This window comes from Streptomyces sp. NPDC048111 (assembly GCF_043202815.1).
GTDB lineage: Bacteria > Actinomycetota > Actinomycetes > Streptomycetales > Streptomycetaceae > Streptomyces.
In genome coordinates, this window is sequence record NZ_JBIDBD010000037.1 from 11837 (window position 1) to 31767 (window position 19931).

General features: G+C 72.3%; 18 protein-coding genes. 7 read left to right on the plus strand and 11 right to left on the minus strand.

The genetic code is table 11. The features are described from left to right. Positions 1-800 precede the first annotated feature (800 nt). Positions 801-2264 (plus strand): type VII secretion-associated serine protease mycosin, encoded by a 1464-nt coding sequence (mycP, locus tag ACGF3I_RS32035; RefSeq protein WP_393138239.1) that lies wholly within the window; start codon positions 801-803, stop codon positions 2262-2264. A 147-nt stretch (positions 2265-2411) separates the two neighbouring features. Here the strand turns inward: mycP and ACGF3I_RS32040 are convergent, their stop codons facing one another. The 3 genes from ACGF3I_RS32040 to ACGF3I_RS32050 all read right to left on the minus strand — a co-directional run bounded on the left by ACGF3I_RS32040 (position 2412) and on the right by ACGF3I_RS32050 (position 4903). Further along, entirely contained in the window at positions 2412-3416 is a 1005-nt protein-coding gene (locus ACGF3I_RS32040) for a hypothetical protein (RefSeq protein WP_393138241.1), read from the minus strand. Between the two features lie 328 nt (positions 3417-3744). Continuing rightward, entirely contained in the window at positions 3745-4080 is a 336-nt protein-coding gene (locus ACGF3I_RS32045; RefSeq protein ID WP_393138243.1) for a DUF397 domain-containing protein, read from the minus strand. Further along, on the minus strand, positions 4064-4903 hold the full coding sequence (locus ACGF3I_RS32050) for a Scr1 family TA system antitoxin-like transcriptional regulator (RefSeq protein WP_393138245.1): 840 nt from the start codon (positions 4901-4903) through the stop codon (positions 4064-4066). The genes ACGF3I_RS32045 and ACGF3I_RS32050 overlap by 17 nt, the downstream gene beginning before the upstream one ends. A 115-nt stretch (positions 4904-5018) precedes the next feature. On the opposite strand from ACGF3I_RS32050, the gene ACGF3I_RS32055 reads away from it, so the two are divergent. Further along, positions 5019-5276 carry a hypothetical protein gene (locus ACGF3I_RS32055; protein ID WP_393138247.1) on the plus strand — a complete coding sequence of 86 codons (258 nt, stop codon included), beginning with the start codon at positions 5019-5021 and terminating at the stop codon, positions 5274-5276. Positions 5277-5338: 62 nt separating this feature from the next. On the opposite strand, the gene ACGF3I_RS32060 is transcribed toward ACGF3I_RS32055, so the two are convergent. After that, positions 5339-7687, minus strand: a complete 2349-nt coding sequence (locus ACGF3I_RS32060; RefSeq protein WP_393138249.1) for a hypothetical protein — start codon at positions 7685-7687, stop codon at positions 5339-5341. Between the two features lie 203 nt (positions 7688-7890). Between ACGF3I_RS32060 and ACGF3I_RS32065 the strand changes: the two genes are divergently transcribed. After that, positions 7891-8388: a hypothetical protein gene (locus ACGF3I_RS32065; RefSeq protein ID WP_393138251.1), complete on the plus strand. Its 498-nt coding sequence runs from the start codon at positions 7891-7893 to the stop codon at positions 8386-8388. Between the two features lie 34 nt (positions 8389-8422). Here the strand turns inward: ACGF3I_RS32065 and ACGF3I_RS32070 are convergent, their stop codons facing one another. From ACGF3I_RS32070 to ACGF3I_RS32080, 3 genes are all read right to left on the minus strand, one after another. Next, positions 8423-9949 (minus strand): PTS transporter subunit EIIC, encoded by a 1527-nt coding sequence (locus tag ACGF3I_RS32070; RefSeq protein WP_393138253.1) that lies wholly within the window; start codon positions 9947-9949, stop codon positions 8423-8425. Between the two features lie 84 nt (positions 9950-10033). Continuing rightward, positions 10034-10963, minus strand: a complete 930-nt coding sequence (murQ, locus tag ACGF3I_RS32075) for an N-acetylmuramic acid 6-phosphate etherase (RefSeq protein ID WP_393138255.1) — start codon at positions 10961-10963, stop codon at positions 10034-10036. Positions 10964-10993: 30 nt separating this feature from the next. Further along, entirely contained in the window at positions 10994-11911 is a 918-nt protein-coding gene (locus ACGF3I_RS32080; RefSeq protein WP_393138257.1) for a MurR/RpiR family transcriptional regulator, read from the minus strand. 129 nt (positions 11912-12040) lie between these two features. Here ACGF3I_RS32080 and ACGF3I_RS32085 point away from each other — a divergent pair, with 129 nt between their 5' ends. The 3 genes from ACGF3I_RS32085 to ACGF3I_RS32095 all read left to right on the plus strand — a co-directional run bounded on the left by ACGF3I_RS32085 (position 12041) and on the right by ACGF3I_RS32095 (position 13254). Next, positions 12041-12400, plus strand: coding sequence for a hypothetical protein (locus tag ACGF3I_RS32085; protein WP_393138259.1), 360 nt, complete (start codon positions 12041-12043; stop codon positions 12398-12400). Further along, positions 12397-12663 (plus strand): DUF4031 domain-containing protein, encoded by a 267-nt coding sequence (locus ACGF3I_RS32090; protein WP_393138261.1) that lies wholly within the window; start codon positions 12397-12399, stop codon positions 12661-12663. The genes ACGF3I_RS32085 and ACGF3I_RS32090 overlap by 4 nt, the downstream gene beginning before the upstream one ends. Before the next feature lie 387 nt (positions 12664-13050). After that, positions 13051-13254 (plus strand): cold-shock protein, encoded by a 204-nt coding sequence (locus ACGF3I_RS32095; RefSeq protein ID WP_393138263.1) that lies wholly within the window; start codon positions 13051-13053, stop codon positions 13252-13254. A 97-nt stretch (positions 13255-13351) separates the two neighbouring features. On the opposite strand, the gene ACGF3I_RS32100 is transcribed toward ACGF3I_RS32095, so the two are convergent. The 4 genes from ACGF3I_RS32100 to ACGF3I_RS32115 form a co-directional block, all read right to left on the minus strand. Beyond that, positions 13352-14557 (minus strand): Cmx/CmrA family chloramphenicol efflux MFS transporter, encoded by a 1206-nt coding sequence (locus ACGF3I_RS32100; protein WP_393138305.1) that lies wholly within the window; start codon positions 14555-14557, stop codon positions 13352-13354. Positions 14558-14775: 218 nt separating this feature from the next. Next, on the minus strand, positions 14776-15315 hold the full coding sequence (locus ACGF3I_RS32105; protein WP_393138265.1) for a GNAT family N-acetyltransferase: 540 nt from the start codon (positions 15313-15315) through the stop codon (positions 14776-14778). Positions 15316-15439: 124 nt separating this feature from the next. Beyond that, on the minus strand, positions 15440-16081 hold the full coding sequence (locus ACGF3I_RS32110) for a hypothetical protein (protein WP_393138267.1): 642 nt from the start codon (positions 16079-16081) through the stop codon (positions 15440-15442). A 113-nt stretch (positions 16082-16194) separates the two neighbouring features. Then, positions 16195-18414, minus strand: coding sequence for a heavy metal translocating P-type ATPase (locus ACGF3I_RS32115; RefSeq protein ID WP_393138307.1), 2220 nt, complete (start codon positions 18412-18414; stop codon positions 16195-16197). A gap of 409 nt (positions 18415-18823) precedes the next feature. Here ACGF3I_RS32115 and ACGF3I_RS32120 point away from each other — a divergent pair, with 409 nt between their 5' ends. After that, positions 18824-19513 carry a copper homeostasis protein CutC gene (locus ACGF3I_RS32120; RefSeq protein WP_393138268.1) on the plus strand — a complete coding sequence of 230 codons (690 nt, stop codon included), beginning with the start codon at positions 18824-18826 and terminating at the stop codon, positions 19511-19513. Positions 19514-19931: the final 418 nt, after the last annotated feature.

The window sequence follows — 19931 nt, forward strand, 5'->3', positions numbered from 1 at the left end:
CCAGGCGGCCATGCCCCGAGCCACCCCGCCCCCAAACCCGGCGCGGGCCCCCCGCGAGCACCCACAAGAACCGACGCCCCTGGAATCGGACCGTGAACGGCTCCGCCAGGAGGCGGTGACCCAAATGAGAAAGCTGAGCCAGGCCTACCGGCACTGCGAAACCCAGTTGAACGCCCTTGAGCGGCCCCGGTTTCCGTCGATGCCGACTGCGATCGTGCCGGAGCACGTCCGGTTGCGCGACCGAAATGGCACGGACATTGGCTCGGTTCCGGCGGGCCAGGATGCTGGTCCCCTCGCCCGCAGTGCCCCAGCGCATGCACACGCGTCCGCCTCTTTCGCGCCTGCTCAGTCGTACCGGCCGGACGTCGTCGCATCTGATCCCTCTGTTCGGGCGAATGCCTGGCGCCGTGTGCATATGGACGCTGACTCGGTGGCCTCGATGCCAGCCTCTGCACGCACAACAGGGCACGCTGCGAACTTGTCTGGACCGACCACCGACGGTGGTGCCCCGGCAGTGAGTGCGTATCAGCCAGCCTTACCCGACGGGCTGAGCGCGCCTTCAATCCGGGTCGTCCCGGAACGCAACACGGCCTGGGAGCAAACTCCGTCGGGGCCCAGGCAGAGTCCGCCCGGTCGCAATGCGGTCCGCATGCCTGGCAGCAGTTCCGGCATCACGGGTGGTCGTTCAATCCCGACTCCGCAGACTCACGGTCCGGTCGCTCAAGGCAGGGGGGTGGGCGGCGGAAGTCAACAGCACGCGGTACGAGCGACTGGCCCCCGTCCCGTTCCCTCCGTCGCAGGTGAAGAACGAGCAGGCGTTTATGGCGGAAGGCCGGTCGCTGGGAGTCCGGTTGGCGCAGCCCCTGGCGGCGGACGACCGCCCCGAGACTCACAAAATGGACGATCGCAGCGGGACGCCGGCGGGAGTGTCCGAGGCAATCTCGTCGAAGACGATGAGACGTGGCTGCGCGCTGACCCACGAGTTGTGCCACCCGTCATCGACTGAGGTGCGCGGGAAGGTGCGAGAGGAACTCATGCCAACTAGCAGTGTTCGGCGCAGGCGCGGGTCCGCTGCGGCATCGATTTTGTGTGGCCTTTTGCTGATGGAAGCGGCAACCACGTCAGCCTGCGCGGAGTCGACACGTGAAAAGCAATGGTTCCTCGACGCCATGAAGGCGGACGACATGTGGCGCACCAGTAGAGGCACAGGCATCACCGTCGCCGTGATCGACTCAGGCGTCGATTCGACCAACCCCGACTTGCTCGGGCAAGTCCTGCCAGGTAAGGACTTTGCACAGGGGCTACCAGGCGGCGAACAGTACGACGTTGAGGGCCACGGCACCAGCATGGCCGGGCTTATCGCTGGAACGGGAGCACGAGGCGGAGGGAGCGGCGCCTTTGGTCTCGCACCAGGCGCAAAGATCCTCGCAGTCCGTATGCCTAAATCAGGTGACGTCAACCAAGCTGAAGGCGACAACCGGTTCAACGCGATCGCTCCCCAGGCGATTCGCTACGCAGTCGACCACAACGCGAGAGTTATCAATATCTCTCTGGGGAGCGTTGAAGGCTCACCTCAGCTGACCGCAGCGGTGAAGTATGCCCTGGACAAAGGGGCGCTGGTCTTCGCTGCGGTTGGGAACAGTGGGGACAGCGGCAACGAGGTCGAGTACCCGGCCGCCACCCCGGGCGTAGTGGGGGTAGGCGCGGTCGGCAAGGATCTTCGCCGGACCGCATGGTCCCAGTACGGCCCCCAGGTGGACATGGCCGCGCCGGGCGAGGACATGGTCCACCCCTGCGGAGGCAGAACCGGGCTCTGCAAGAGCGATGGCACAAGCGATGCCACAGCACTGGCATCCGCGTCAGCCGCGCTCATCTGGTCCGCCCACCCGGAGTGGACCAACAACCAAGTCCTCCGCGTCATGCTGAACACCCTCGGCGCCCCCACCGACGGCTCGAAGCGGAACGATTCGATCGGGTACGGGATCGTCCGCCCCCGCATCGCCCTGGAGACCCCCGGCGACCCGGGCCCCCCGGACGTCTACCCCCTGCCCGACCTCAACCCCCCGCCCGCACCCCACGCACCCCACGCCCCCCACGCCCCGACCCCGGCCGGCGCCCCCTTGCGAGTCGGCGGGTCCGTGGTGAGTGGCTCCGGATGGTGGTCAAACCCCGCTGTCGCATGGGGGGTTGGGGCGGGCCTTGTCCTGGTCGGCGGGCTGCTTGGGGTGGCTCTGAGGCGGCGTCGCGCGCGCAGCGCGGGCTGACGTCGGCCGGGCCCGAGGCCGCAGCACCCACCCCCTCAGCCGCACCCACCCCGCAGCGCGCACCCCCTCAACCGCACCCACCCCTCAGCGCGCACCCCCTCAGCCGCACCCATCCCTCAGCCGCACCCACCCCGCAGCCGCACCCCCTCAGCCGCATCCCGGGCGGACCGCTGCCGCGCGGGCCTCGGCGGCCAGGGCGCGGACCCGGTCCGAGGACAGGGTCGTGCCGGGCGGACGCGGGGCCGGTGCGCCCCGGCACGCCGCGCACTCGCCGCCCGGCAGGACCTCGGCACGTCCCGGGGCCCCGCACTTCACGCACTCCAGGATTCGTAGCGTCGGGCGCGCGGGGGGTGGGGGTTCCGGGGGCAGCTTGTTGATGAGGCGGGTCCGGGTCAGCGCCGCCGGGCTGTGCACCGGGGTGGGGAGCCCGGCGGTCAGGGCGCGCAGCACGTCCTGTTCCGCCGCACCCCGGTCGAACCAGGCGGCGGCCAGCGGTTCAAGCTCCGCGCACTCCCGTGCCGACAGGGACAGCGCCGGTGCGGTGCGACCCAGCGCCGCGAGCAGGACCAACGCCCGGCTCCGGGTGCCCGGTTGAGCCGTGACCCGAGCGGGGCGGGAGGACGTCTGCGGCGGTGAGGGAGGCGTCGGGGACGGCGTCAGCGAGGACGGTGGCCGGGGCGTTGGTGGCGGTGTGGAGGGTGGTGGGGGCGCCTGCGGGGGCGGGGGCGGGGGAGGGGGCTGCGGGGAGTTGTCGCCGCCACCCCCACGGGTGAATTCCGCCCACCACGCGTCGTCCCGCGCCGTACGCGAGAACCAGGTCCGGGTCACCCAGCGCGCACTGTCCGAGCCGCGCACATGTTCCCGTCCCCGCCGCACGTGCCCTGCCGCTACCAGCCGTTGCAGCGCTGTCCGCAGGGCGCACTGCCCGTACGGCAGCACCTTGGCCAGCGTCTTCACGGACATGTCCGCGCCCTCGGGCAGCCGGTCTATGTATCCGGCGACCGCCGCCTCACGGGGCGTCAGGTGCAGGAAGTCGTCGTTCGTGCGCGCCAGTTCGCCGGGAACGCGCTGCTTTCCGTAACCCGGACTGGCCATGGGATGCCGGTCCGGCTGCGCGGCGAAGGGGTCGGTACTAAAGTAGCTGTCAGCCATCGGAGATCGCCTGTTTCGATCGAGGTGGTCGCGCCGTCTGATCGCTCCTAACGATCTTCGGCCAGCCCCCGCAGGTGTTTCAGCGCCTGTCGGGGGCTCTTTGGTGTCTGGGACGCTAGACCGTTGTCACCCTCCGTTGCAAGTCGAACGCGGAAAGTGTTCGGCAGCCACCGAGCTGCCAACTCGCAGGGAGGGTGGGCGGGTTGAGACCCGCCTCCCATTCGATTTCCAGCACCGCTCGGCGCGGGACGCTTGAGCTTCGAGCCGTACGCGATCGAGCCGGCCGCCCTGGGAAGGGTGACCGGCTCGGGGTGCGTCAACCGCCTGTTCAGGAGCCTGTGTTGGACGCCTTCACGTTCTCGATGAAGGCACCCCATGCCGGGGCTCGGAACACGAGCATCGGGCCGTGCGGGGCCGTCTTCGAGTCCCGGACGGGGACGATGTGCGGGATGTCGTCACGGACTTCGAGGCAGTCGCCGCCGCTGCTGCCGCTGTGCGTGGACTTGCGCCAGTGGCCCACTTCGAGGCAGTTGCCGCCCTCCCCGCCGCTGTAGGTCGACTTCTGCCAGCGGGCGATCTCCAGGCAGTCGCCGCCTTCTCCGCCGCTGTAGCTGGACTTGTGCCAACTGGCCTTGCTCAGGTCGTACTCAGGGCTGATCCTCATGGGCGTAATCCTCTGCCACTGACTCGATCAGGGCCAGGGATTCCGAGGGTGACAGTGCGCTGGCCCCTACCAGATCGTAGGTCAGTTCGTGGCGCGCGACGATTGCCGGATCGTCTTCCAGCCGCCCGGTGCCCAGGCCGTCGATGAATGCCAGGGGCGGGGCGTCGTTGAAGGCCATCAGCTTGAGGGCACCGCTCATGGCGGCGTGCGCTCCGACGCTGAACCGCAGCACCTGCACGATGATGCGATGACGGAACCCGAGGCCGGCGACATGGGCCAAGGCTTCGGCCATGACCGGGTTGCCACCCACGTTGCGCCGCAGCACCGACTCGTCGAGTACTGCCCACATCAAGGGGGTTGTTGGATCGTCGAGGAGCCGGGTGCGTTCCAATCGGGCGGATACGAGTTCGTCGATGGTTTCTTCCGTCGCGGTGGGGCGGTGGGCACGGAAGACGGCGCGCGCGTATGCCTCGGTTTGGAGGAGCCCCGGGATGAGTGAGGGCGCGTACTGACGGATGGTCGTGGCCACAGCCTCCGCCTCTGCCGCCTCGGCGAAGTGGTCCGGGTACTTCGACTTGGCCGCCGCGACGCAGTTGCGGCTGAAGAACCCGTCCGTGCCCAGGATCTGGTCGATCTGGCGGGCGTATTCGAGGTGCATGCGGCGCGTGCCGGACTCCAGCTGGCCGATGAAGGAGCCGGAGACGAAGAGGGGCTGGCCGAGTTCGTCCTGGGTGAGGCCGGACTTTTCGCGGGCGAAGCGGAGTTCGGCGCCGAGGAAGGCGCGGGGCGAGGAGGAGGGGTCGAGGTCCTTGGGGCCTGGCATGGGCAACTCCCTGTACATGCGGGGTTGTTGGGTTGCCGTCGGTAGTCAGGCTAGCCGGATTCGGCCACGCTGGGTGAGGAAAGCGAAACACTCGGTGTGCAGGAGGGCAAGGCAGATGGCACTGACCGCGATGGAGCGGGTGCGGGCGGCGGAGGAGGCCGTGGAGCAGCTGCGCAGGGAGCTGGCCCGGGCCGGGGTGGTGCTCCCGTCGCTCAGGATCGACCCGCTGACGTGCGGGGGACACGTCCTGTTCCCGCTGGTGGACCTGGGGCGTTGCAACATGGACATGGCGCTGCGGCTCGTGGCCGTACTGGCCGGGACGTACGGCAAAGGGGCGCCGCTGGAGGGCGGCGCCCCTTCGGTCGAGGCGTGAGCGGTCCTGAGGGCCGGTCCTAGGCCGGTAGGGACGGGGCCTGGGGCCGGTCGGGACGGGGCCTAGTTCAGCCCGCCCCGGCGGCGCCGGAGCCAGACCAGGCCGGCGCCCAGGCCCACCAGGGCCAGGGCCACGCCCGCGAGCGTGGCGATCCGGGTGCCGGTGTTGGCGAGGCCGCCGCTCGCGTGCGGGTCGGCGGGGGCGGGCTTGTGGGCGCCCTGCCCGGAGGGGGCCGGGGCCGGGGTGGACGACGGCGGGGTGGAGGGCCCGGCGGTGTGGCTCGGGGTGGGGGTCGGGGTCGGGGTGCCGCCGGTGCCCGTGTGGGCGGCGGTGTTGCCGCCGAGCGCGAGCAGCGCCTTGTTCTCCGCGTCGTCCGTCATCGCCCTGACGGAGATGTCGGTGGTGCGCGGCAGGTGCTGGTGCTCGGCGGTGAACTTGGCCTGAGTGACATTCTGCTTGGGCGACTTGGAGAAGTCGACACCGCCCATGACGCAGGTGCCGGGGCGGCCGGCCTTCTCGCAGGGGTAGCTGTAGTCGCCCTGGGTGAAGGACTTCACGTAGTCGTCGTACGTCTGCTTGGGCGTCCAGGAGGCGTTCTTGCCGCGCAGGGGCCAGTCGGTCGCCTTGTTGCTGTTGATGATCGCGTGGTAGTCCGTCGGCGACTTGGTGTCCTGCTGGCGGATCCACTCGGCCGCGACCCGCGCGTTGTAGACCGCGCGCAGATCGGCGTACTTGGCGTCGCCGTTCACCTTCTTCTCGATGTCCGGCACGATCAGGGCGTCCATGAGCTGCGTGACCCGCTTGTGCTGGGCCTCGGTCAGGTTGCACTTGCCGTTCGGGCTGGGGGTGTTGACCTCCTGCGGAACGGAGTTGACCTTGAGCGGGGCGTCCAGGATGTAGAGGCCGCCGTCCTGCTCGCGGACCTCGGCCGGCTTGGGCACGATCCAGTTGCGCACGCCATGGGTGCAGGGGATGTTCTCGGCGGCCAGCTTGTCGAAGAGCTGCTTGCCGACGCCGGTGCGCGGATCCATGTCCTTGGCGTAGTCGTGCTTCATCTCCAGGTCGGCCTGGAGCAGCACGCGGCCCGCGTCGGTCGTGCCGAACGTCTTGTCCATGACGCGGTCGGGCTCGTCCGGGTTGAGGTTCACCCAGAACTTCTCCGGGGTCAGCGCGAGCCAGGTGAAGAACGAGTCGGAGATCAGCTCGGCCTTCTGCCGGCCTCCGTAGCCGAGGCCCGCCGACTCGTCCACCTTGTTGGCGGAGAAGGAGTAGTTGAGACCCTGGCCCTTGACCGGCTTGCCGACGTAGCGCAGCTCCAGGGTGGAGAAGTCGACGCCGCCGGGGCCGCGCACGCGCAGGCCCGTCGGGTCGCCGGCCCGGACGCGCTGCATCTGCCGGGCCATGTCGGCCGGGGTGGCCGGCGACTGGCGGACGACGTCGGAGCCGCGGCCGATGCTGCGCGCGGTGTCCTGCGCCGTGTACTTGCCGGGCTTGAACTGCGCCTCCGGCGTGGAGACGTGCTCGTAGGTGGTGACGCGGCCCTGCCCGCCGAGCTTCTTGAGGCCGGCGGTGTAGCGGGCGGTGTCCTCGGACTGCGGCTGCCCGAAGGCGTAACGCAGCTTGTAGTCCTTGTACTTCGGGTCCTTCAGGAACGCGCGGTCCTTCGGCGCCTGCGAACTGTCGTGGTTGCCCCCGGACTTGATCTCCAGGACTTCCTTGGTCTTGTGGTTGACCGCGTCGAAGCGCCGCTTGTACGGCTTGTTGGTGTCCGGATCCGTGACGTCGAGGGTCTCCTCGCAGATCCAGTCCGGGCCGAGCAGCCCGAGGTCCTTGACGACCTTGCCGTGGAAGGCCTCGCCGCGCGGATTGCGCCCGTACACCTCGATGTAGGCCTCGTTCAGCCAGTTGCCGAAGCCGCCGTACTTGGTGTCGGTGTTGCCGTTGCGCGACAGGTAGTCCTTGTACGTGGCGTAGACCCGCTCGGGCGTGCCCTCCGCGTACTTCTTGTACGGCAGGGTGAGCTTGCCGAGGATCTTGTCGCGCTCGGCCGGGTCGTCGGGCAGGGTCAGGCCGTCCATGGCCTGGCGCTGGTTGGGAAACCCGTAGGAGTCCCAGTCGGCCTCGGGCCGGGTCGCGTCGCCCTTGGCCCAGGGCAATTTGCCCGGGTCGGTCGGCTTGCCCTTCAGCTTGAACATCTGCTCGCAGGGCATCGCCTTGGTCGCGGCGTCGGCGGTGCCCTGGAGCTGCGGCAGGCCGCTGACGGAGAGGAGGCCGACGGTGGCCAGGGCCACGGCGGCGCGCGCCCAGAGGTGCCGGCGGCGGGTGGGTGCGGATGACGGCCTCGTGGAGGCGGTCGGCACGAGCGATCGGCTCGTCCCCGCCGCGGACGGCGGGACTATCGGATGGTTCACGCGAACGTGTCTTTCCCCGGGAGCCCATGACAGGTGGGCGTGGAGCGTGTCGCGACACCAGGGGCCCCCGTGCTCGATGGTGTCGCGCGGCACCACACGCTAGCCCCATCGACCCACAGGGGACACACAGTTTCCGCGTCCCCCAAACTCCCAACGCCCCATCTCCACAAGCCTCTTACACCTCTCCCGTACGCTCGGGCCCCATGAGCGAGCAGCAGTGGACGGACCATCCCCGGCTCGGCGCCTGGCTGGCGGAGCAGGAGGCGGCGTTCGGGGAGTGGGCCGCCGCGCACCCGGGCCCGTGGGACTTCACACCGTCCTCCCTCGACGCGCTGGAGCGCGCGGTGCGGGCGGACTTCGCGGAGCGGGAGTGGGAGGACGTACGCGCGGCCCAGGACACACCCCGGGTGGCGGCGCCGGCGTGGTACCTCGGCGAGGTGTGCGTACGGGCGGGCGCGGTGTGGAAGGTGAACCCGACGACGGACTTCACGGCGTGGGACGGCCCGTTCGTCGGCGTCCCGGGCGACCCGATGGAGGACCCGGACCACGAGGACCTGTACGAGGACGACGACTACTGGCCGGCGGCGGTGCCGGTCCCCGAGATCCGCGACATGTTCCTGAAGGAGGCGCCGTGGCGGCTGCGGAACGTGGTGGCGGAGTTCGAGGAGTGGTCGGCGAAGGGGCACCCTCCGGCGGCGTAAGGGCGCCCTCCGGAGGCGTGAGGGCGCCCGCCGCTCAGGCCCGGGCCGGGGCCGGGGTGTGTTCCGGGTGGTCCGGGGGCGCGGTCGGCGTGGCGGGCGCCGGGTTCAGGGCGGCCAGGGAGTCGCGGGTGAAGCCGAAGTAGTACGTGGCCAGGAAGCCCACCGCGTAGCCCGTCGCCAGGCCGCCCGCGTAGATCGCGACCGTCGTCGCCAGGCCGTGGTTGCCCTGGAGGAGGGGGAACAGGGCCCAGCCCGAAGGGCCGATCGCCGTGGAGCCCACCTTGTCGCCCAGCATCGAGAACAGCCCCACGAACGCGCCGCCCGCCGCTCCGCCCGCGCAGGCCGTGACGAACGGGCGGCCCAGCGGCAGCGAGACGCCGTAGATCAGCGGTTCGCCCACACCGAGGAAACCGGCCGGGAGCGCCGACTTGATCGTGGTGCGCAGCGATTCGTTGTGCCGCGCCCGCAGGTACACCGCCACCGCGCAGCCCACCTGCCCCGCGCCCGCCATCGCCAGGATCGGCAGCAGGACCGTGTAGCCCTGCTGCTCGATGAGGGTGGTGTGGATCGGGATCAGGGCCTGGTGCAGGCCCAGCATGACCAGCGGAAGGAACAGCCCGCCCAGGACCAGGCCCGCGAACACGCCCGTGTGGTCCAGGAGCCAGTTGGCGCCGTGTCCGATGCCGGTGGCGACCTCGCCCGCCACGAACATCAGGCCGTACAGCGTGACGAGGCCGGAGACCAGGACCGTCAGGGTGGGGGTGACGAGGACGTCCAGGGATTCCGGGACCCAGCGCCTGCACCACTTCTCGACGTACACCGCGAGCAGGGCCGCGCCGAGGGCGCCCAGCACCCCGCCCTGGCCCGGCGCCAGCGTCTGGCCGAAGACGGTGACCTTCGCGACGCCCGCGAAGACGATGATCGACGCCACCGCGCCGCCCAGGACCGGAGTGCCGCCGAACTCCTTCGCCGTGTTGAACCCCACGAACACCGCGATCAGTGCCATGAACCCCGAGGCGATGGCGGCGAGGGAGGGGGTCAGGCCGGTCAGCCAACCCAGGTTCACCAGCAGGCCGTTGAGCCCGGCGATGATGCCGCAGCCGATCAGGGCCGGGATCAGCGGCACGAAGATGTTGGCGATCCTGCGCAGGGCCAGCTTGACGGGGGTGGCGTTCCTCGCCTTACGGGCCGCCCTCAGGTCCGAGCCGCGCGCGGCCAACTCGGCCGCTGTTGTATGGGTGTCGGCGCCCGCCGCGTGGGTGCCGGGGGCCGCTGCACCGGGGCCGGGATCCTCGGCAGGCTCCGCGGCCAGCAGCGCCTCGAACTCCGGGGCCACCTTCGCGACCGTGCCGGGGCCGAGCACGATCTGGTAGGTGTCGTCCTCCACCACCCCGAGCACCGCGGGCAGGGCCTTGAGGGCGTCGTCCTGGACCAGCGCCCGGTCCTTGAGGCCCAGGCGGAGCCGGGTCATGCAGTGGGCGACGGAGTCGATGTTCCGGGCGCCGCCGACGAGGGGGAGGATCGCGGCGGCGGTGGCGCGGTTCTTGTTCTCTGGTGCCATGGTGCTGGTGCCTTGCTGTGCGGGGCCGGGGGGAGCCGCTGTGCGGGGCCGGGGGAGCCTTGTGGGTGTCCGGGGGCGGAGGGGTCAGAGGGCCGCGTGCAGGGCGGCGCGCAGGTGGCCGCCCGAGTCGGCGAGCAGGCGGGCCGCCGTCGCGCCCCCGACGCCGCCGAGGATGACCAGGATGGCGTTCTTCACCTCGCCGTCCGTGGCGGCGAGCGCGGCCTCGATCTCCGGATCGTCCGCGCCGGTGGCCAGCGCCACGATGCGGCGCGAACGGGCGCGGAGCTTCTCGTTGGAGGCCCGGACGTCCACCATCAGGTTCCCGTAGGTCTTGCCGAGCCGGATCATGGTGATCGTCGAGATCATGTTGAGGACCAGCTTCTGCGCCGTCCCGGACTTCAGCCGCGTGGAGCCGGTCAGCAGCTCGGGGCCCACCACCACCTCGATGCCGTGCTCGGCGGCCGCCGCCAGCGCCGAGCCCTCGTTGCAGGACAGGCCGATCGTGAGCGCGCCCAGGCGTCGGGCGTGCTCGACGGCGCCGATCGCGTACGGGGTGCGGCCCGAGGCTGAGATGCCGACGACCGTGTCGCGCCCGGTCAGGCCCAGCGCGGTCAGGTCCTCGGCCGCCAGCTCCTTGGAGTCCTCGGCGCCCTCGACCGCCTTGACCATCGCGGACGGGCCGCCCGCGATCAGGCCCACGACCTCGGACGGGTCGGTGTTGAAGGTCGGCGGGCACTCGCTCGCGTCCAGGACGCCGAGCCGCCCCGCCGTGCCGGCGCCCGCGTAGACGAGCCGGCCGCCCCGCGCCATGCGCGCGGCCGTCGCGTCGATCGCCGCCGCGATGACGGGCAGCCGCTCGGCCACGGCCGCCGGGACCGTGGCGTCCTCGCCGTTCATGATCCGCGCGATGTCGGCGGTCGGCAGCCGGTCGATCTCCGCGAGCTCGGGCCGGAACGCCTCGGTGGTGAGGGTCGCCAGCTGGGCGCGGAGCTCGGCGTAGTCCTGGGTGGTCATGTGACGGCGGCTCTTTCTCTGCGTACGGCTCTAGCGGGTGCGGGGGTTGTGGCGGTGGGCGAGCGCCTCGTACGAGGCGGACAGGGCCGGGGCCGCCGTCTCGTAGGTGCGCTGGGCGATGCCGATGAACAGGCAGTCCACGACGAGGAGTTGGCTCGTGCGGGAGGACATGGCGGCCGGGCGCAGCTCGCTCTCGCGGGCCGTGGACGTGGTCAGGACGTGGTCGGCGTACTGCGAGACCGGGCCGTCCGGGCGCCCGGTGATGGCGATCGTGGTGGCACCGTGGTCGAAGGCGACGCGCAGCGGTTCTATGACGTCGCCGGTCGAGCCGGAGTGGGTGATGGCGACCGCCGCGTCACCGGAGCGCAGCTGTACGGCGTTGGTGACGGCCAGGTGCGGATCGGTGTGGGCGTGCGCGATGAGGCCGATGCGCAGGAGCTTCTGCGCGAGGTCCTGACCGACCAGGGACGAGGCGCCGGCGCCGTAGATGTCGATGCGGCGCGCCCCCGCCAACGCCCCTACCGCGGCGCCGAGTTGGACGGTGTCGAGGGCGGCGGCGGTGTCGGCGAGGGTCTGCTGCTCGTCGTAGGCGAGCTTGGCCACCACGTCCGCGATCGGATCGTCGACGGCTATGTCCGCGGTGACGGCCGGGGCCCGGCCGGACTGCTGCTGGGCGGCCAGACCCGCGAGCGCGAGGCGCAGGTCGCGGTAGCCGGGATAGCCGAGGAGGCGGGCGGTGCGCACCACGGTGGCCTCGCTGGTGCCGGTGAGCTCGGCGAGGCCGGTGACCGTGAGGGCCGCGCAGCCGGCCGGGTCCCCGGCGACGGCTTCGGCGACCCGCTGCATGGAGCGCGTCATGGACGGCGCGAGCGTGCGCACCTTGGCCGCGAGGGCCGCCGGGGCGGGCGGTGCGCCGTGGTTGAAACTTTCCTTCACGTCGTTGGTCACCTCTGAAAGATATTTTCGGCACGTTCCCCGGTCAACCCCCCTCCGGCCTCCTTGCGCGGGCTCCCCCTCCGGTCTCCTCGCGCGGGCTCCCGCCGCCTGCGGTGGCGCGGGCGGGGTGACAATGGGGGGATGGACGACGTACGACCCCTGGAACAAGCCCTGCACGCCGCCCGCGCGCTGGTCCTCGCGGACCTGGCGGCGCGCGACGTGGCGCACGCGGACGTCGTCTCGATGGTCGAGGACGCGGTGACCCACCGGCGCTGGTGGGTGGAGCAGTGGCCCGAGGGCACGGAGTTCGTCGCGGGGCTCGTCGCCCAGGACGTCCAGGACGCCCTCCTGGAGCGGTACGGGCGCTGGCCGCTGTGCCCGGTGTGCGACGTGGGCGATCCGCACGCGCTCGACGTGGAGCCCGAGCTGGGGCCCGACCCGCACTGGGTGTGCGGCAAGGCCGGTGTGGTGGTGGCCCGGGTCGGCGGGCTCGGCGGATGACCCTCTACATCGACCCGCCGACCTGGCCCGGACACGGGCGGATGTGGTCGCACCTGGTGAGCGACGTCTCGTTCGAGGAGCTGCACGCGTTCGCCGCGTCCATCGGCTGCCCGGAGCGCGCCTTCGAACGCGATCACTACGACGTGCCGTCGCACCGGTACGAGGACGCGGTGCGGGCCGGTGCGGTGCGGATCGGTTCGAAGGAGCTGGTGCGCCGTCTCACGGAGGCGGGGCTGCGGCGGCCGAAGGGGCGGCCGGCCTGAGAAGCCGCCCGTGCGGTGGCCCCGGGGGCAGGGCCGGGGAGGGGCTCGGCGGGGTCCCGGGGGCAGGCCCTGAGAAGGGCTCGGCGGGGTCCCCGGGAGGGCTCGCGAAGGGTCCGTGGCGGGCCGGCGCGAGGGTGGCGCAGGGGTGGTGAGGGGCCGGTGGAAAGACCCCTCTGGCCGGAACTTGTCCCCGGTTCGGCTGCGGCCCGTAGCCAGACGATCGCGGATCGGCTAACTTCCTTGCCAGTAGTCGTGGTTCCGAAGTCTCAACGCCCGCGGTTTACGCCGTGGGCGTTTGCTGTGCAGCAATGTCCGAGGACCAGGGCGATCACCTCACCCAGGGGTACTGACAAGGCAGCACCCCGCGATCCTCGACAGGGGAAACACATGGCAACCGGCACCGTGAAGTGGTTCAACGCGGAAAAGGGCTTCGGCTTCATCGCGCAGGACGGCGGCGGCCCGGACGTTTTCGTCCACTACTCCGCGATCAACTCGACCGGCTTCCGTGAGCTGCTGGAGAACCAGCAGGTCACCTTCGACGTCACCCAGGGCCCCAAGGGCCCGCAGGCGGAGAACGTCACCCCCGCCTAAGGGACTCGTGACCCCGGCCCGCCGGGGGAACACCGAAGCGCCCCGCACCCGGTCCACCGGGTGCGGGGCGCTTTCGCGTGTGCGGGCGCCGGCCCGCTCACACGCGGACGGCCGAGGGGGCCTGCGCCCGGTCGGCCGAGCGGGCGACCACGCGGGACCGGGACTTGTGCAGCCGCAGCGACGCCGTGACCAGGACGAGCGCCAGGACGGTCATCGCGGCGCCCGCCCAGGCGGTGGCGGCGAAGCCCAGGTTCGCGCTGATCACGAGACCGCCGAGCCAGGGGCCCGCGGTGTTGCCCAGGTTGAACGAGGACGTCGTGGTCGCACCGGCCAGCGTCGGAGCGGCGCCGCCAACGTTGAACATCCGGGCGTTGAGCGCCGGGGCCGTGTAGAACGCCGAGAGGCCGATGAGGAACGACAGGGTGACCGCGACGGCGGGTGTCGAGGCGAACAGGGCCAGCGCGACCAGGAACACCGTGGAGGCGGTGATGCCGCTGAGCAGCACGCCGAACAGGTGGGCGTCGGCGACCCGGCCGCCGATCGTGGTCCCGATGAGCGCACCGACACCGAACAGTCCGAGCACGGCAGGGACCCAGCCCGCGTCCACGTGCGCGACATCGGTGAGCAGCGGCTTGAGGTAGCTGAACGCACAGAACACGCCACCGGCGGCGAGTGCGGTGATCGCCACCGAGAGCAGCACCTGCGGGTCGCGGTAGATCCGCAGCTCACGGCTGAGCCGGGGCTTCTGTTCGGGCAGCGGGATGCGCGGGATACGGGTCAGGATGCCGACGAGGGCGATGGCGGAGGCGGCGCCGACCGCCCAGAACGCGGAGCGCCAGCCCAGGCCGTCGCCGAGCAGGGCGCCGAGCGGCACGCCGAGGACGTTGGCGATCGACAGGCCGCCGATCATGACGGCCATCGCACGGGCCCGCGCGTTGACCGGCACCATCGCGATGGCGACCGCCGCGCCGACCGCCCAGAACCCGGCACAGGCCAGCGCCGAGACGACCCGGGAGGCGAAGAGGAGCGCGTAGTTCGGGGCCAGCGCGCCCGCGACCTGGCCCAGGCCGAACACCGTGATCAGCGCGACCAGGGTGGTGCGGCGGGGCAGCCGGAGGGTGGCCACCGCGAGCAGCGGGGCGCCCACGACCATGCCGATGGCGAAGGCGGAGATCAGCAGTCCGGCCTGCGGGATCGACACGCTCATGTCGTCGGCGATGGCCGGAAGCAGCCCCGTGAGCATGAACTCGCTCGTGCCGAGCGCGAAGACGGAGAGGCCGAGGATGTAGACGGCGAGCGGCATTCGGGGTGCGGATCCCGACGGGGACGGAGCGGCGGGGGAGGCCTGCGCGGCCTGCTCGGCGTGGGGTGCGGGGGGTGGGGAGGCGGGCACGGGCTCGGTGGGTATGGGCTCGGCGGGCATGTCGCGTGACAACGCGGATGGCCGGATCCCTATTCCCGCAAGGCCTCCCGCGCGGTCGGGCCGCGATGGCCCGGCGGCCCGTACCCGGGGGGTCGCCGTCAGGCGCGGCGGGCGCGGGTCGGGGTGTCCCGCGCCCGTTCGAAGAGGTACTGGGCGTCCCGGCCGCCGATCAGGCGCGGGGTGTCGCCGATGCGCAGGAAGCCCGCCCGCTCCAGGACGCGCTGGGAGGCGGTGTTGTCCTCGTCCGTGGTGGCGTACACCATCTCGACGTCCGGCTGGGCCAGTGCCCAGGCGGTGAGCGCCGTCAGGGACTCCGTCGCGTACCCCTGGCCGCGTACGGACTCGGCCAGGTCGTAGCCGATCTCCACCCGGCCGTCCTCGGGCGGACCGTGGAAGCCGATCCCGCCGATCGCCCGGCCGTCCTCGGCGCGGACCATCACATAGGCGCCCCAGCCCGTGCGGTGCCGGCCCGTCTCGATGCCCGCGAGCATCTTCGCCGCGGCGAAACGGCTGCCCTCGTGCGGGCCGCCCTCGGCCCACTCCCAGTCGCCCGGGCCGCCGTCCTGGAGGTCCGCCGCGGCGGTGCGGGTCAGCTCGTGGAGGGAGACGCGGCCGGCCTGGACTGTCAGGGGGAGCACGAGGGGCACCTGCTTTCCGTCGGGGCGGGGTCCCCGGGGACCTGGGGGCCGGGAATCCGGGGGCCGGCGACCCGGCCGGGAATCCGGGGCTCTGAGTTCGGGGCGAGCGGTGGGCTCGGGGCGATTATGCGGTCAGCAGGATCAATTCCGCCTCAAGATTCTCCCGGGCCGTGCCCTCCCACTCGCGGGCGCCGTAGGGAGTGCGGAACAGCCGTGGCAGCGACAGCAGTTGGGCCAGCACGTCGGAGCGGCCGGCCCGGAACGCCTCGTCCGGCACGAACGCGTACTCCTCGCGTACGGCGGCGGCGTACGCGGCGTACGCCTCGGGGGCGGCGGCCAGGATCGCGAGGTCCGCGTCGCACAGGACGGCGCCGTTCGCGTCGTCCTCCTCGGGTGCGTGGGTGACGGTCAGGCGCACCAGGCGGGCGACCTCGGCGGTGTCCTGCCGGGTCAACCCCGCCTCGGGCAGCGCGCGTTCGGCCAGCGCGGCCGAGCGCTCCTCGTTCTCGGAGCGGTCCGGGAGGTACACGGCGTCGTGGAACCACGCGGCCAGGCGTACGAGGTCGGGCTGATCGGCGTACTGCTCCAGTACGTCGATGTGGTCCAGGACCGCGGTGAGGTGGGCGGTGTCGTGGTAGCGGCGCTGCGGCTCCGCCCAGCGCGCGAGGAGGGCGTCGGCGTACGGGGCCGGGTCCACGGGGGGTGCCCCGGCGGGGCGGGCCGCGAGGAGGGTGGTGTGCCAGCGGGCGTGGAGGGGGGTGGGCATGGGGTGAGGGTAGCGGGGGCGCCGTGCGGCCCTCCGCCCGCCCGTTCCGGCGATCCGAGGGGTGGCTCGGGGGGCTGGAGGGGCGGGACGGGGGCCGGGGTCGGGGGCGCGGGTCACGCCGCCTTGAAGCGGCGCAGGCGCAGGGAGTTGCCGACCACGAAGACCGACGAGAACGCCATCGCCGCGCCCGCGATCATCGGGTTCAGCAGGCCCGCCGCGGCGAGCGGCAGGGCCGCCACGTTGTAGGCGAAGGCCCAGAACAGGTTCGACTTGATGGTGCCGAGCGTCTTGCGGGAGAGCCGGATCGCGTCCGCCGCCGCCCGCAGGTCGCCCCGTACCAGGGTCAGGTCGCCCGCCTCGATGGCGGCGTCGGTGCCCGTGCCCATCGCCAGGCCGAGGTCGGCCTGGGCCAGGGCGGCCGCGTCGTTGACGCCGTCGCCGACCATGGCGACCGAACGCCCCTCGCGCTGAAGGGACTTGACCACGTCCACCTTGTCCTGCGGCATGACCTCCGCGTACACCGTGTCGATGCCCACCTCGGCCGCCACCGCCTCGGCGACGGCCCGGTTGTCGCCGGTCAGCAGGATCGGGGTGAGGCCGAGGGCGCGGAGCCGGGTAACGGCCTCGGCGCTCGTCTCCTTGACGGCGTCGGCCACTTCGAGGACCGCCCGCGCCTCGCCGTCCCAGGCCACCGCGATGGCCGTGCGTCCCGCCGCCTCGGCCTGCCGCTTCGCCGTCCGCAGGGCCGGGGTGAGCTCCATCGCCCACTCCGCGAGCAGCGCCTCCCGGCCGACGAGGACCGCGTGTCCCTCGACGACGCCCTGGACGCCGAGGCCCGCGAGGGTGGTGAACTCCTCGGGGACGGGCAGGGGGCCGGTCTCGGTGACGGCCGCGTCGGCGACCGCGCGGGCGATGGGGTGCTCGGAGGCGTGCTCCAACGCGCCCGCCAGACGCAGGACTTCGGCCCGCTCGGTCCCCTGCGCCGGGTGGACGGCGAGCAGGGTCATACGGCCGGTGGTCACGGTGCCGGTCTTGTCAAGCACGACGGTGTCGACGCCGCGGGTCGTCTCCAGGACCTCCGGGCCCTTGATCAGGATGCCGAGCTGGGCGCCCCGTCCCGTACCGACCATGAGCGCGGTCGGCGTGGCCAGGCCGAGGGCGCAGGGGCACGCGATGATCAGTACGGCGACGGCGGCCGTGAACGCGGCGGTGAGCCCGGCGCCCGCGACGAGCCAGCCGGCGAGGGTGGCGAGCGCCAGGCCGATGACGACCGGCACGAAGACGGCGGAGATCCGGTCGGCCAGGCGCTGGGCCGCGGCCTTGCCGTTCTGGGCGTCCTCCACGAGCCGGGCCATCCGGGCGAGCTGGGTGTCCGCGCCGACCCGGGAGGCCTCGACGACGAGCCGGCCGCCCGCGTTCAGGGTGGCGCCCGTGACGGCGTCCCCGGGGGCGACCTCGACGGGCACGGACTCGCCGGTCAGCATCGAGGCGTCCACGGCGGAGGTGCCCTCGACCACCGTGCCGTCCGTGGCGATCTTCTCGCCGGGCCGCACGAGGAAGCGGTCGCCGACGGTCAACTCCGCGACGGGGACGGTGTGTTCGCCGCCGTCGGCCCGCAGCACGGTGACGTCCTTGGCGCCCAGTTCGAGCAGGGCCCGCAGGGCCGCACCCGCCTTGCGCTTGGAGCGGGCCTCGAAGTAGCGCCCGGCCAGGATGAAGGCGGTGACGCCCGAGGCGGCCTCCAGGTAGATGTTGCCCGCGCCGTCCGAGCGGCCGACGGTCAGCTCGAAGGGGTGGGTCATGCCGATCATTCCGGCCGTACCGAAGAGCAGGGCCCACAGGGACCACAGGAACGCGGCCGAGGTGCCCACCGAGATCAGCGTGTCCATGGTCGCGGCGCCGTGCCGGGCGTTCGTCCAGGCGGCCCGGTGGAAGGGCCAGGCGGCGTACGTCACGACCGGGACGGTCAGCGCGAGCGAGAGCCACTGCCAGTACGCGAACTGCAGGGCCGGGGCCATCGACATCGCGATGACGGGGGTGGCGAGGGCGAGGGCGGTGAGCAGCCTGCGGCGCAGGGGGCGCAGCTCGTCGGTGCCCTGGCCGCCGGCGGCGCCCGCGTCGCCGTCCTGGCGGTCCGGTACGGCCGGCGCTGCGGGGGCGGGCTCTGCGGCGGTGTAGCCGGTGGCCTCGACGGTCGCGATGAGGTCGGCGACGGAGACGTCCTCGCGGTGGACGACCTTGGCCTGCTCGGTGGCGTAGTTGACGGTGGCCGTCACCCCGTCCATGCGGTTGAGCTTCTTCTCGATCCGGGCGGCGCAGGAGGCGCAGGTCATGCCGGTGATGGAGAGGTGGGTGGGGGTCTGGGTGGGGGTGGGTTCGGGGTCGGTGCTGGGGCCGGCGCCGGGGACGGGGGTGGAGGTGGAGGTCATCGGGCGGCTCCGGGGTCAGTGGGCGGGTGGTGGGGCGGGGGTGGGGTGAGGTGCGCTTTTTGTGTACCCCCTGGGGGTATTGCTCATTGGTTCATGTATACCCCCGGGGTGTACGGGATGCAAGGGTCGATCCAGTACGGGGTGGGGGTATCTGGGGTGCGGTGAGTGAGGTTCGCGTCCCAACGGGGTGGAAAGTTCCGCCCGGCCGTGTTTTGTCGTCCGCGTGGTTGGGCATTTCGCGGCGTAGGCTAGTCAATGGACTAGACCTATTTGGGCCCGAGCCGGGGCCCGGGTTACGGAGGAATGGGGTCAGATGAGCAACCGCGCACTGCTTGAGGTGATCGCGCTCGACGCGCAGGACGCCGTCGCGGCCCAGGCCGGTGGGGCGGACCGCCTTGAGCTGGTCACCGACATGGCGGCCGACGGGCTCACTCCGCCCCTGAAGACCTTCGCGGCGATCCGCGCGGCCGTCGACATCCCGCTGCGCGTGATGCTGCGGTCGGCGGACGGGTTCGCGGCGGGGGACGTCGACGCGCTCGTACGGGATGCCCAGGCGCTGCGGGCCGAGGGGGCGGACGAGTTCGTGCTCGGGTTCCTCGACGAGACCGGGGGGCCGGACCTGGCGGCCGTTCGCGCCCTGGCCTCCGCGCTCCCCGGGTGCCGCTGGACCTTCCACCGGGCCATCGACCGAGCCGCCTCCCGCGATGCCCTGCGCAAGGAGCTCTCCGGGATGCCCGGGCTCGACACGTACCTCACGGCCGGGTCCCCGCTCGGGGTCGACGACGGGTTGCCGGTGCTGCTGGCCGAGGCGGGGCGGCGGGGGGAGCCGGGGTATGAGCCCCGGATCCTCGTGGGGGGCGGGTTGCGGTTGTCCCACCTGCCGGTGCTGCTGGCTGCCGGGGTTGATGCCTTCCACATCGGGGGGGCTTCTCGGCCCGGGGGGTGGGGGGTGCCTGTTTCTTCTTCTGCTGTTGCGCAGTGGAGGGGGGCGCTGGACGCGTGAGCCCGGGGTCGCCCGGGGGGCCGGCTCCCTGGGCCCGGGCTCGGCCCGGCTCCCTGGGGCTCCGCCCCAGACCCCGGGGGCGCTTGCCCACCCACCCGCCCGTTCGGGGGGTTGGATAGGCCCGGCTCCCTGGGGCTGCGCCCCAGACCCCGGGGAGCTGTCCCACCCGCCCGCCCGTACAGGGGGTTGCAGGTCCGGCCCCTGGGGCTGCGCCCCAGACCCGCTGAGGGGCTCCGCCCCTCGGACCCCGGCGGGTTTGCCCACCCGCCCACCCGTGACGGGCATCGAGAGGTCGAGCCCTGGGGCTGCGCCCCAGACCCGCTGAGGGGCTCCGCCCCTCGGACCCCGGCACGCTTGCCCACCCACCCGCCCGTGCAGCGGGTTGGATTGGCCCGGGCCCTGGGGCTGCGCCCCAGAC